Raw genomic sequence first — 12,934 nt, 5'->3', positions numbered from 1 at the left:
TATCATATTCATACCTGAAAAGTATGAATATTCAACCACCAATTTTTTCTCCGCTTCTTAATGCATCGGCAATCTCGTCGATTTTCCGTAATCGATGGTTGACACCTGATTTACTAACCGTTCCACTTGATACCATTTCACCAAGCTCTTTTAGGGTTACATCTTGATATTCTACTCGTAATCGTGCAATTTCACGAAGTTTTTCTGGCAATTGATCTAAGCCTATTGAGTTCTCAATAAATCGGATATTTTCTACCTGACGTAATGCTGCACCTATTGTTTTATTTAAGTTTGCTGTCTCACAGTTGACAATGCGATTAACGCTATTTCTCATGTCCCGTAAAATGCGAACGTCTTCAAATTTCATCATTGCTTGATGAGCTCCAACAATATTAAGAAAATCAGAAATTTTTTCCGCTTCCTTTAAATAGGTTACAAAGCCTTTTTTCCGTTCAATTGTTTTTGCATTTAGCTCAAATTCATTCATCAAATCCATTAAAGCCTCGCCATGCTCTTTATATAATGAATAAATTTCTAAATGGTAGGCAGATGTTTCAGGATTGTTGACAGAGCCACCCGCTAAAAATGCACCTCGTAAATATGCTCTTTTTTGACCACTCTTTTTAATGAGCTCCCGAGAAATAGTATGATTAAATTGAAAGTCGTCTGAGATGATTTCTAAATCAATTAGTAGCTCACGCGCACCTTCTCTTACACGGCAAATGTATACGTTATTTTTTTTCAAACGCATCTTTTTTCTAACAAGTAACTCTACATTATATGGATACAGCTTTTTCATAATCGTATAAAGTCTTCTTGCGATTGCAGCGTTTTCAGTTTGTACGTCTAAGCTTAACTGTTTATTAGCAAAGGATAATGAACCATTCATACGAATTAGGGCAGATACTTCTGCTTTCATACAATGATTGTCCGCTTCTATTTGAGTTATTTCCTTTTTCGTTTCAGAAGCAAAAGACATATCACGCCCCCCTTTCAACCTTTTGTTCTATGTATATGTCCATCTTATCATATACAATAAGCGCTTTATAATTCACTTACTTCTTGTTTATAGATATTTGCGTAATCTACAAGCCATTCTGCAACATTGGCCGCATTATGACGAACCGTCCCATCTGGGCGAATTGTGGCAATATCTCGTTTAATAACTTCTAATCCCATACTTTCGAGCTTTGAAACGTCAAACGTTACTGGCTCCGCACATTCTTCCTTATAAAGCTCTTTTACAGGAAGGGGTAGTTTTACGTCATTTACTAAAATAGAATCAATGAAGGAGTCTCCTACATGTTTATATATAGCTTTCACATGATCACCTGCAGTATAGGAAATGGTTTCACCTTTTTGAGTCATTAAATTACAAACGTAAATTTTTCTTCCTTTAGCCTTTACAACAGCTTCCCCAATTTCTTTGACAAGAAGGTTTGGAATAATGCTTGTATATAAACTTCCCGGACCAATTAAAATATAGTCAGCACGATTGATTGCTCGAATAGCCTCTGGTAACGGTTGCACGTTTTCAGGCACTAAAAAAACTCGACTAATTGGTTTTTTAGCCATTGGAATTTTAGATTCACCTTCAATTATTGAACCGTCCTCAAGTTCTGCGTGTAAATTTATCTTTTTATTGGCTGCTGGTATAACGCGACCATGAACCTTTAAAACCTTTCCCATTTCACTAATGGCATGGTTAAAATCCCCTGTAATATCTGTTAAAGCAGTCAACATTAAATTACCTAATGAATGACCACGTAAATCTTCCGATGCTGAAAATCGATATTGGAACATTTGCTCTACAAGCGGCTCAACATCCGATAACGCCGCGATAACATTACGGACATCACCAGGTGGTGGAATGTCATAGTCATCTCGTAAGCGTCCTGAAGAGCCACCATCATCAGCTACTGTCACAATTGCAGTAATATCAAATGGGTGATGTTTGAGCCCCCGTAGTAACGTAGAAAGCCCTGTACCACCACCTATTACAACAAGTTTTGTCCGCTTCTTTCCCATTCACTCAATCCTTTCTACGATTGATGTCACGATGCGTAATAACAGTATTTTCCTTACCAGATAAATATGCCCCAAAAAATTCTGCTAATGTTACCGAACGATGCTGTCCCCCAGTACATCCAAAAGCAATAACAAGCTGTGATTTGCCCTCTTGTCTATAGAGTGGAATCATAAACTCAAACAAATCCGTTAATTTTTGGATGAGTGTTTGAGTATCCTCAAGTGCCAGTACATAAGATGATACCTCAGTTTGTAAACCTGTTTTAGGACGTAACTCTTCTACATAATATGGATTTTTTAAAAAACGAACATCAAACACTAAGTCGGCATCTATCGGCATACCATGCTTAAATCCAAAAGACATGATATTAACGGAGAAAATATTATCAGCATCACTAGCAAATTCTTTAGCAATTTTTTCACGTAGTTCTTTTGGCTTCATATTAGATGTATTATAGACAAATTTAGCGCGGCCCTTTACTTCCGATAAAAGCTTGCGTTCTTGTTTAATGCCATCTAATGGTAAACCATTTACAGCCAATGGATGTGCACGTCTTGTTTCCTTATAACGTCTAACTAAAGTTGCATCATCTGCATCTAAAAATAATATTCGTGCAACAATATCGCCTTCTTTAAGTATATGGTCAAGGGCGCCAATAAGAGAATCAAAAAAGTCGCCACCACGCATATCCATGACAGCAGCTATACGTGTAATATTTTTACCCGAATCCCTGAGTAGAGTTAAAAATGTTGTGAGTAACGCTGGTGGTAAATTATCAATACAGTAATACCCCAAATCCTCAAAACTTTGAATAGCTACTGTTTTCCCTGCTCCAGACATTCCTGTAATAATAACCAATTCATGTGAACTTTTTTGGCCTTCAACCACCACTGTCAGCAGCTCCTTTATTGTTCTATTGATATTTGTATTTTCTCATGAAGTAATTCAAAATCAGTCGTATATTCAAACGTACCGTACTGAATGCCTGATTGTGAGATGGCAAATTGTAAGTTTGTTCGATCACCTTCAGCCATTGGCAAATGGTTTAAATCCTCTACTGGGTGCCATGCAAGTTTGCCTTCTCTAGTTTCTTCAAACGGTACTCCTTCTATATCCTTTGCAACAAATGTATATAGCATCCATTCGTCGACTACCTTATTATCTTCTTTAATAACCATCGTATAAACACCCTTTAAATGAGCATTTATTGGTGTGACATTTGTTTCTTCATGAAACTCACGTACAGCAGCCTCATAAATCGATTCCCCGCTCTCCATTTTACCGCCAGGAGCTACGTACCAACCACGTCTCGGCTTCTGAAGTAATAATACTTGACCGTCTTTTACGGCTATTAAATTTGCGATTCTTTGCATAGGCACACCTCTAATCTCTTTTGCATTCTACCTTTTATTATAGCAAGACCAAACAAGGTTTGTCCTCAATTCTAAACTTTAGGTGCATTGCATTTTTAACTTCACCGATACATATGGGAAGCATGTTTTTTGCCTCTACTTAAGCATATGAAACTCCGCCATAAAAAAATCAAAATTTCCGTTCACAACAAAAATAGGTTGCTCCACCTTATTTGGCGGAAACAACCTACTCAACAAAATAAAAGGGGGATTGCTAATTACACTCTTTATATTACATCTTTTATATGTCATTCAAGTTACAACTATATTAAAACCGTATTAAAATTGTATTTTTTCCCTTAAGATAATGATCTTGGGCATTTCTCCATAACGTGTGGTTGATTTCCGTTCCGACTGGGCGCTTTTATCGCTGCCGCTTCGGTTTCGCGCAGAGCTTCCTGGGGGCGTCCGATGAGCCGCTTGGGGCAACAGGTGTTTTTTGCGCGAAAGCGAAGTGCTAACGTAGCGGCAGCAGCAGGATGTTGGTCACGAAGGCGTTATCACAGGACGTGATGGTTTTAGCCTTCGTTCCTCTATTGCTGATCCCCAAGGAGTCGCCCAGTCTCCACTCCAATCAACTTATATAAATGGCACACATTTTTTATAATGTCATTCACAATTATTGATAATGAGCCTGATTTTGGGCACTCTTCTCTACTCTGGGAGTAGACTGCCCTTATCAATAATCCATTTTAAGCATTAATTTTTTCTAATAATTCTTCCACATAGTGCTGTACTGCTTGCGCTGCAATACTTCCGTCACCTGTTGCTGTAACGATTTGACGAAGTGATTTTTCACGGACATCTCCAGCTGCGAAGATACCTGGTACTGTTGTTTCCATATTATCATTTGTCAAAATATAACCAGCATCATTTAAAATGCCTAGAGATTCAAATGGTTTTGTTAACGGTAGCATACCAATGTATACAAATACGCCATTAGTAGCAAAATCAGATTCTGTACCGTCTACAGTTGATTGTAATGTTACACTTCCAACTTTACCATCAGCCTCATTAATTTCTTTGACTGTTGCATTCCAAATGAAATCAATTTTTTCGTTAGCAAAGGCACGATCTTGGAGAATTTTTTGTGCACGTAATTTATCACGACGGTGCACAATTGTTACTTTATCAGCAAAGCGAGTTAAATAAACGCCTTCTTCAACAGCAGAATCCCCGCCACCTACGACAACAAGATTTTTTTGCTTGAAGAATGCACCATCACATACTGCACAATAGCTGACACCACGGCCCCCAAGTTCTTTTTCACCAGGCACGCCCATTTTTTTATACTCTGCACCTGTAGAAAGAATAATTGCGCGTGTTTTATATTCTTTAGTACCTGATTTTATTGTTTTATATTCCTCACCATCAATAATTTCAGTTACATCGCCATATGCATATTCTGCACCAAATTTCTTAGCATGATCAAACATTTTTGTAGACAGTTCAGGTCCTAAAATTGTATCAAATCCTGGATAGTTTTCTACTTCTTCTGTATTTGCCATTTGTCCGCCAGGGATACCACGTTCAATCATTAAAGTTGAAAGGTTGGCACGTGATGTATAAACAGCTGCAGTCATACCAGCCGGACCTGCACCAATTATTACAACATCATAAATTTTTTCTTCTGACATAAAAACTTCCCCCTAAACAAATTACTTTTTTATAATAACTTCAGTATGTTCATCGTATGTGAAAGTAAAAAGTTATTCAACTATGTTGCTCACAGTCTACTTATGACTGTTTGGCAAAAACATTAAAATTTCTTCAATATACTTCGATAAAGTTGACACTGATACCCCGTATTGTTGAGCTATCTCCTTTTTTGTAACCTTGAGCATTCGGGAAGAACGAAATAAATAATCATTTGCTCCTGCAATAGCTGCCGGATTTGTAAAACGATAATTATTAATCAATGCTTGCTCACAAAGCACAAACCACATTTGGAACATGGGTGCAATTAATGTCGTAAGCTTGCCATATTGTTCTAGTAATATTTCTGGCACACTTACCGCTCGTATAAAGCTAGCCTCTACTTTGTTTTTCATATCAAATTGATGTCCTAGTGCATAAGCGAGGAATAGCTTTTCAAATGAATCAAATTGTTCAACGTCTATCCATTTTGGATGCGCAATAATTTCCTGTTTATGCGCTGTACAGCTAAGTAAAAATAAACCAAATATGCGCTCACTTGGATAACTACTCTCCAGTTTATCCACAATATAATCACGGTCATGCTCTAATGCATCAAGTGCATATCCGTTTTCTTCTTGACGCCAAGGTTCAAAGCCTTCTTTATCAGGATCTTGCTCAAGTAGCTGCTCCCAAGCACTCTTTGAAATTGATTCATGTCCTGAGAAATAAGCTGCATGTGATAACCAAAAGTAAAAGCCAGCATCGCCGACATAGCCCCGTTTTTGCATGCTACGCAACCATTTAAATGCTAAATCATATTGTCCTACGAGCGCTAATGTTGCGCCCAGCTTGTAGCGATGTTCCCATAAGTATGGCTGAATTTTTACAAGCACTTCTAAAAGATCCTTTAAATCTTCTTCATTTTTTTCATAATACGCAATAACCGTTAAATTACATAGTGCATGTAAATTCCCCTTATTTTCACGTAATACAGTGTTTAGAAGAGCCTTCGCCTGTTCTGCTTCACCAACATAAAAATAGGCAAGAGCTAAGTTGTTATAAGCTGACCAAAAATCTGGTTTGTCTTCTATTAAATCTTCTAGAATACTAATAGCTTCAGGGAAATCTCCCTTTTCCATACAACGTCTCGCCTGTTCCTGCCGATATAAGTCTTCAGCAGAACCTTCAAGCTCATCAAAATCATCCTGCTCAAAATCAACAAACTCTAATATTTCAGCAGCTTCATCTGCATAAGTACCCTCTGGCTCAATTTGTAAATATTGCTCTGCAAAGCGTTTAGCATCATGTATAATACCGACACATCCTGAAACCTCTGCCATGTAAAAAATAATTTCTGGATTGTCTGGATCTATCTGATAGGCACGACGAAGAAGATCATACGCTTCCTCGAAACGTTGACCCTCTAACTCTATTATCGCTAATTGCAATAAAATCATTGGATCATCAGGACTTAAATCAACTGCTCGCTGTAAATATTTATAGGCTTTATTCATTTGTCCGCTATTCATTGCTTGAATTGATTTTTTATAATAATAGTCGCCTGTTGGAATGAACGACACTATATTCGTTTGATTCTCTTTTTGACGTTTCTTTTCCAAAATATTTCCTCCGAAACAAGAAATAAGGAACGTATTATACGTTCCTTTACACAGTAACTTCTATTATACCATACAATAAGCAATATGCCGTCATTTCTCTTCGTGACGTTTTTCTAACACATGTAACACGTCATATACACTTACTTTTTGCTCTTGTAGTAACACTAGTAGATGATAAATTAAATCGGCTGCCTCCCATTTTACTTCTTCTGCATCGCGATTTTTTGCACCTATAACAACCTCAGTTGCTTCTTCTCCAACTTTTTTACAGATTTTATCGATTCCTTTATCGAATAAATATGTAGTGTACGCCCCTTCTGGCATTTCTTGCTCGCGCTTTTCGATGACATTTACAAGTTTAGAAAGAATCTCAACAGATCCGACCTTGGCATTTTGCTGAATAATCTCTGTAAAGCAAGAAGTTGTTCCGTTATGACAAGCAGGACCAGCAGGAATTACGTCCACAACTAATGCGTCACCATCACAGTCCGTCTTGATAGACACAACTTTTTGCGTATGACCACTCGTTGCCCCTTTGTGCCAAAGCTCTTGACGTGAACGTGAGAAGAACCATGTTTCTCCTGATTCAAGTGTTTTCTCCAATGATTCTTTATTCATATATGCTACAGTTAGTACTTCTTTTGTATTAGCATCTTGTACAACCGCAGTGACAAGACCTTTATCATCAAATTTAATGTTGTCAATCATCTTACTGCCACTCCTTTTTCACGTAAATACTCTTTTACTTGTGCTACGCTCGTTTCTTTATAATGGAAGATGGATGCGGCAAGTGCTGCATCTGCATCGACATCTTCAGCTAATACCTCGTAAAAATGTTCGGCATTTCCTGCACCGCCGCTTGCAATAACAGGAACTGTCACAGCCTCTCTCACAGCTTTTGTTAACGCTAAATCAAAACCTGATTTCTCACCGTCCTGATTCATACTCGTTAATAAAATTTCACCAGCACCTAAGCGAACCGCTTCCTTCGCCCATTCAGTTGCCCGCCATGTTGTTTTGTTTCGACCTCCGTGCGTATAAACCATCCACGTGGCATCTTCTTCGCTATAGCGGGCATCAATAGCTACAACAATACATTGTGCGCCAAAAAAGTCAGAACCTTCTTTAATAAGCTCCGGTCGCTCTAAAGCAGAAGTATTCACTGATACTTTATCGGCACCTGCACGTAAAATACGTTTCATATCCTCTAATGTACGAATTCCACCACCTACTGTGAATGGAATTGCTAATGTAGCTGCAGTTTGCCGTACGACATCAACCATTGTTTCACGTCCTTCATGTGATGCCGAGATATCTAGAAACACAAGCTCATCTGCCCCTTGCTCATCATAAAACTTGGCAAGCTCTACAGGGTCACCTGCATCACGTAACGACACAAACTGTACACCTTTTACAACACGCCCATCTTTCACATCAAGACATGGAATAATGCGCTTTGTTAACATGATGCCACCCCTTTCAACCATTGCTCTAATAAATACACACCTAGTTCACCTGACTTTTCGGGGTGGAACTGCATTCCCGTAATAGAGCCATTTGCCACAATGCCTGGAACCTTAATACCATGATAGTCCGCATAAGCAACGAGCTCCGTTTCATCGATATCAGTTGCATAAAATGAGTGCACAAAATAAACATGCTTTGCCGTTACTTCACCCTTTATCCATGTAGGACGCTTTGTCACTACAAGCTCATTCCATCCCATATGCGGCACACGATACTGTTGCCCAGCGTTGTCACCACTAAATCGTTTAATACTTCCTTTAAAAAAGCCCAGACCTTTCGTTTGGGACACTTCTTCACTTTGCTCAAATAATAACTGCATTCCTAAGCAAATTCCGAGAAGTGGTCGATTTTCAGTTTTCACCTTGTGTAAATATTGATCTAAATTCGTTTCAGCTAAACGTTTAATGGCGTCTGGAAATGCTCCAACACCAGGAAGCAATAATGCGTCTGTTGCATCCAGCACTCTTTCGTCAGCCGTGACAACAACCTCACAGCCAAGTCGTTTTAATGCCTGTTCAACACTAAATAAATTCCCCATTCCATAATCGATAACACCTATTTTCACGTTAACAGCCCCTTAGTCGATGGTACACCTTTAACACGTGGATCAATTTCCACTGCTGCGTCAATGGCACGTGCTAACGCCTTAAATATAGCTTCAATGATATGATGTGTATTATGTCCATAAGGAACGATGACATGAACATTCATCCGAGCCTCAAGTGCAAACTTCCACAAAAATTCATGTACTAATTCAGTATCGAAGCTACCGACCTTTTCCTTCAACTGTGGCACACGATATTCTAAGTGCGGACGATTCGAGCAATCCACCACGACCTGTGCTAGCGCATCATCCATTGGCACAAATGCTGTGCCGTAACGCTTTATTCCTTTTTTATCACCGAGCGCTTCACGAATAGCTTGTCCTAGTACAATTCCAAGGTCTTCTGTTGTATGATGATCATCTATATATGTATCACCGTTCGCTTCTATCGTCCCATCGAAAAGCCCATGTTTGATAAATAGGTCTAGCATATGATCCATAAAGCCAACACCCGTTTTAATATTCGCCTTTCCTTCACCATCTAAATCGATAGCTACTGAAATTTGAGTTTCATTTGTTGTACGTTCAACTTTTGCATATCGTTTCTTATCAGTCATTGTGCTACTCCTTTTCCCATCCACGTGATTCGACTGCACGAGCATGGCCCTCTAAGCCTTCCATACGTGCTAGACGTGCAATTTTCGGTGCATTTTCTGCCCAAGTTTTTTCACTATAAAAGACGACGCTCGATTTTTTCACAAAATCATCGACGTTTAAGCCACTTGCAAAGCGTGCAGTGCTATTCGTTGGCAGCACATGATTTGTCCCTGCAAAATAATCACCTACTGGTTCAGAGCTATAACGACCGATGAAAATACCACCTGCATGCCTTACCTGTTCAGATACAGCCTCAGCATTTTTTGTGACAATTTCTAAATGCTCAGGTGCTAGCGAATTAATTGCATCTATGGCATCTGCCATCGTTTCAGCCACATAAATAGCACCAAAGTTTTCGATAGATGCACGCGCTACCTCTTCACGCGGTAAAGTGGTTAATTGCTTCTCCACCTCATCAGCTACTTTTTTAGCCAATTGCTCAGAAGTTGTCACTAAAATGGCACAAGCCAATTTATCATGCTCAGCCTGTGATAGAAGATCTGCCGCTATCTCATCAGCAAATGCTGTGTCATCTGCCAGCACTGCAATTTCACTTGGGCCTGCAATCATATCAATCGCAACCTCACCAAATACCTCACGTTTTGCTAATGCTACAAAAATATTTCCTGGACCTGTAATTTTATCAACTGGAGAAATCGTCTCTGTGCCATATGCAAGAGCCGCAATCGCCTGAGCTCCACCGATTTTATATATTTCCTCTACCCCTAAAATATGAGCCGCAGCAAGTACACCGGGAGGTAATTTTCCATCGCGACCTGCTGGAGATGTCATAACAATGCGTTTGACACCTGCAACTTGTGCAGGAATAACGTTCATCAAGACTGAAGATGGGTATGCTGCTGTACCTCCTGGAACATAAAGACCTACTGCATCGAGCGCGGTAATTCGTTGCCCAAGCCAAGAACCATCTTTAAGCTCTAAGCGATAACCTGAACGTTTTTGCTGTTCGTGATACAAGCGAATATTTTGGGCAGCCTCTGTTAAATCAGCATAAAGCTGATGATCAATTAAATTTGCGCCCTCTTCAATTTCTTCCTTCGTTACACGTAAATGGTCAGGGGCAAAGCCATCCCATTTCTCTGTATAAAAACGAATCGCCGCGTCACCTTGTGCACGAACATCTGCTAATACTTGACGTACAACCTTTAACTGTTCTTCATTTCCACCTTCAAGTGGTCTTTTTAAGGAAATACCTTTTGCTAGCTTGGTTATTTTCATAGGATTAATCTCCTTTAATTCTAGGAATGTGCCTCTTCCAATAGTAAACATTTTTATTTAACACATTTTTTTAAACGTTTCACAAGATCGATAATACGGTCACTCTTCATGCGATAGCTTACTGGGTTGGCAATTAATCGTGATGATACGTCTGTGATAAATTCATACTCCACTAAACCATTTTCTTTCAGCGTCCGACCTGTTGAAACGATATCGACAATTCGATCTGCTAAGCCAATCATGGGCGCCAATTCAATCGATCCATTTAGCTCAATAATTTCAACTTGCTCTCCAATACCCTTATAATATTTCATTGCAATATTAGGATATTTTGTCGCTATTCTTGGTGCAATTTCATTCATTGTCGTATTAGGTAAGCCTGCTGATGCGATATAACAAGTACTTATTTTCAGATCCAGTAATTCATGCACTTCTCGTTGTTGTTCTAACAAAACATCTTTCCCAGCAATACCAATATCCGCTACACCATGCTCAACATAAACAGGAACATCCATTGGCTTCGCTAATATAAAACGAATTTTCTCTTCTGGAATTTCAAGCATTAATTTACGGGACATTTCGACTTCTTCTGGTAAATTAAAGCCAGCTTCTATAAGCATTTGATATGCCTCGTCAAAAATGCGTCCCTTCGGCATAGCGATCGTTAATTCATTCACCGTCAACGTCCTCCTGTCCGACAACAATTACTTTTGTAAAGTGTGCTAAAAAAGATTCTTCATCAACAAGGCTACTCCTTAACTGTAAGGTAGCTTGTTTACCAGCTTCTCGTAGTGTCTGCACCTTTGTAAGAGCCGCTTCAAATTGTTCTTCCTCAAATAGTACAACTGTAGCTTCTTGTCGTTCGTCACATTGCCCATCAAGTGTTTCTAATAGACGATCAACGCGAATACTAAATCCTGTAGCGCCTACTTTTGAGCCAAATACCTCCAGCAAACCATCATAGCGTCCCCCATTGCCTAATGGAAAGCCACTGCCAGTTGCAAACACTTCAAATAACATTCCTGTGTAATAGCTCATGTGACTAGAAAGTGTAAAATCAAAGGCTACATAATCCGCTAAGTCTGCAATTGCTAGTAATTTAGCGAGCTGCTGCATATATTCTAATGCGTCATTTTTGCGCACATATTTTTCAATATCTTGAATTTCTTTTACATTCATAGCTTCTTCAATAAATTGCAATAATGCATCGGATTTTGTTTTAGGTAAATCAAATGAATCTACTGCTTCTTCAAACCCTACATAATTGCGTTGCACAAGTAGTGTCCGAAGTATATTTTGTTGTTCAACGCTTTCTGTATAATCTTGTAAGATACAATTTAATATACCTGCATGACCGATCGTCACTTTAAATTCCGCTAATCCAAATTGCTTTAATAACTCCATTGCCGTAACAATAACCTCAGCATCAGCAAATACAGAATTGTCTCCAATTAACTCGATCCCCATCTGATCAAATTCAGCTGGGCGTCCACCTTCCGCTTCCTGTGCGCGAAAGACACTAGCAAAATAAGCGAGGCGTATTGGAATCATCTCTTTTAATAATTTTGATGTTGCTACACGTGCAATCGGAGTTGTCATATCAGGTCGTAGTACTAACGTGTTGCCCTGGCTATCTACTAATTTAAATAAATGTGCATCGGCAATTGCTGATGCTTTTCCGACTGTATCAAAATACTCAACTGCAGGCGTTTTAATAAATTCATAGCCTCTTCTGCATAAAAAGTCTCGTCCAGTGTTTCTTACAGCCTCTACCTTTTCAAATATTTGCGGAAATGTATCGCGCATTCCAAGTGGTTTCTCAAACATTTTAATCGACGACATTTTGACACTTCCTTACGTTTCACTTTAACTCACTAGAGTGTTAGAGAATTAGATTATGAAAGAATTCTAACTTATTTATCCCTTTCAGTCAATGCAAATTCCTCTGAATTATTGAACAATTTAAACACTGATTATTCTGTTAATTATACTCGAAAATAAATAAATTTAAACTTTATTCGGCATAGCAAGTTTTTCTCTCCTTAGAATTGTAAACCTTTAGACAAAAAACTATGTGAAATACAGAAGTTGGGTGATAAAACGTGAAAGTTAGTCGATAAATTTCAAAAGTTGGGTGATAAAATGCGAAAGTTAGTGGATAATTTTCAAAAGTTGGGTGATAAAATTAAAAAGTTAATGTCATTCTTTTAAAACGTATGTCATACTTTAATTTCATTGTTACAATAGTTGATCAATAAAAAACACTGTG

13 protein-coding genes are annotated in these 12,934 nt (G+C 38.6%); all 13 read right to left on the bottom strand.

Annotation, left to right across the window (positions count from 1 at the left end; all coding sequences use genetic code 11):
* Positions 1 to 31 precede the first annotated feature (31 nt).
* On the bottom strand, positions 32 to 979 hold the full coding sequence (gene whiA, locus ACQKNC_RS16635; RefSeq protein ID WP_427425880.1) for a DNA-binding protein WhiA: 948 nt from the start codon (positions 977 to 979) through the stop codon (positions 32 to 34).
* A gap of 65 nt (positions 980 to 1,044) precedes the next feature.
* Positions 1,045 to 2,028, bottom strand: coding sequence for a gluconeogenesis factor YvcK family protein (locus tag ACQKNC_RS16630; RefSeq protein ID WP_427425879.1), 984 nt, complete (start codon positions 2,026 to 2,028; stop codon positions 1,045 to 1,047).
* A gap of 4 nt (positions 2,029 to 2,032) precedes the next feature.
* Positions 2,033 to 2,920 (bottom strand): RNase adapter RapZ, encoded by an 888-nt coding sequence (rapZ, locus tag ACQKNC_RS16625; RefSeq protein WP_427425878.1) that lies wholly within the window; start codon positions 2,918 to 2,920, stop codon positions 2,033 to 2,035.
* Positions 2,921 to 2,934: 14 nt separating this feature from the next.
* On the bottom strand, positions 2,935 to 3,402 hold the full coding sequence (locus tag ACQKNC_RS16620) for an NUDIX hydrolase (RefSeq protein WP_427425877.1): 468 nt from the start codon (positions 3,400 to 3,402) through the stop codon (positions 2,935 to 2,937).
* 731 nt (positions 3,403 to 4,133) lie between these two features.
* On the bottom strand, positions 4,134 to 5,078 hold the full coding sequence (gene trxB, locus ACQKNC_RS16615; RefSeq protein WP_427425876.1) for a thioredoxin-disulfide reductase: 945 nt from the start codon (positions 5,076 to 5,078) through the stop codon (positions 4,134 to 4,136).
* Positions 5,079 to 5,174: 96 nt separating this feature from the next.
* Positions 5,175 to 6,698: a tetratricopeptide repeat protein gene (locus ACQKNC_RS16610; RefSeq protein ID WP_427425875.1), complete on the bottom strand. Its 1,524-nt coding sequence runs from the start codon at positions 6,696 to 6,698 to the stop codon at positions 5,175 to 5,177.
* A 90-nt stretch (positions 6,699 to 6,788) separates the two neighbouring features.
* Positions 6,789 to 7,406, bottom strand: a complete 618-nt coding sequence (gene hisIE, locus ACQKNC_RS16605) for a bifunctional phosphoribosyl-AMP cyclohydrolase/phosphoribosyl-ATP diphosphatase HisIE (RefSeq protein WP_427425874.1) — start codon at positions 7,404 to 7,406, stop codon at positions 6,789 to 6,791.
* On the bottom strand, positions 7,403 to 8,164 hold the full coding sequence (gene hisF / locus ACQKNC_RS16600) for an imidazole glycerol phosphate synthase subunit HisF (protein ID WP_427425873.1): 762 nt from the start codon (positions 8,162 to 8,164) through the stop codon (positions 7,403 to 7,405). Before hisF ends, hisIE begins: the two co-directional genes overlap by 4 nt.
* A complete protein-coding gene (hisH, locus tag ACQKNC_RS16595) occupies positions 8,158 to 8,790 on the bottom strand; it encodes an imidazole glycerol phosphate synthase subunit HisH (protein WP_427425872.1) in 633 nt (210 codons plus the stop codon). Before hisH ends, hisF begins: the two co-directional genes overlap by 7 nt.
* Positions 8,787 to 9,386, bottom strand: coding sequence for an imidazoleglycerol-phosphate dehydratase HisB (hisB, locus tag ACQKNC_RS16590; protein WP_427425871.1), 600 nt, complete (start codon positions 9,384 to 9,386; stop codon positions 8,787 to 8,789). Before hisB ends, hisH begins: the two co-directional genes overlap by 4 nt.
* A gap of 4 nt (positions 9,387 to 9,390) precedes the next feature.
* On the bottom strand, positions 9,391 to 10,665 hold the full coding sequence (hisD, locus tag ACQKNC_RS16585; RefSeq protein ID WP_427425870.1) for a histidinol dehydrogenase: 1,275 nt from the start codon (positions 10,663 to 10,665) through the stop codon (positions 9,391 to 9,393).
* A gap of 53 nt (positions 10,666 to 10,718) precedes the next feature.
* Entirely contained in the window at positions 10,719 to 11,342 is a 624-nt protein-coding gene (gene hisG / locus ACQKNC_RS16580; RefSeq protein WP_427425869.1) for an ATP phosphoribosyltransferase, read from the bottom strand.
* Complete coding sequence (locus ACQKNC_RS16575) at positions 11,335 to 12,507, bottom strand: ATP phosphoribosyltransferase regulatory subunit (RefSeq protein ID WP_427425868.1); 1,173 nt, start codon at positions 12,505 to 12,507, stop codon at positions 11,335 to 11,337. The genes hisG and ACQKNC_RS16575 overlap by 8 nt, the downstream gene beginning before the upstream one ends.
* Positions 12,508 to 12,934: the final 427 nt, after the last annotated feature.

This window comes from Lysinibacillus sp. NPDC094177 (genome assembly GCF_050279145.1).
In the GTDB taxonomy this organism is placed as follows: Bacteria; Bacillota; Bacilli; order Bacillales_A; family Planococcaceae; genus Lysinibacillus.
The sequence above is the reverse complement of the archived record's forward strand: the minus strand, read 5'-3'. Positions and strand labels throughout refer to the sequence as shown.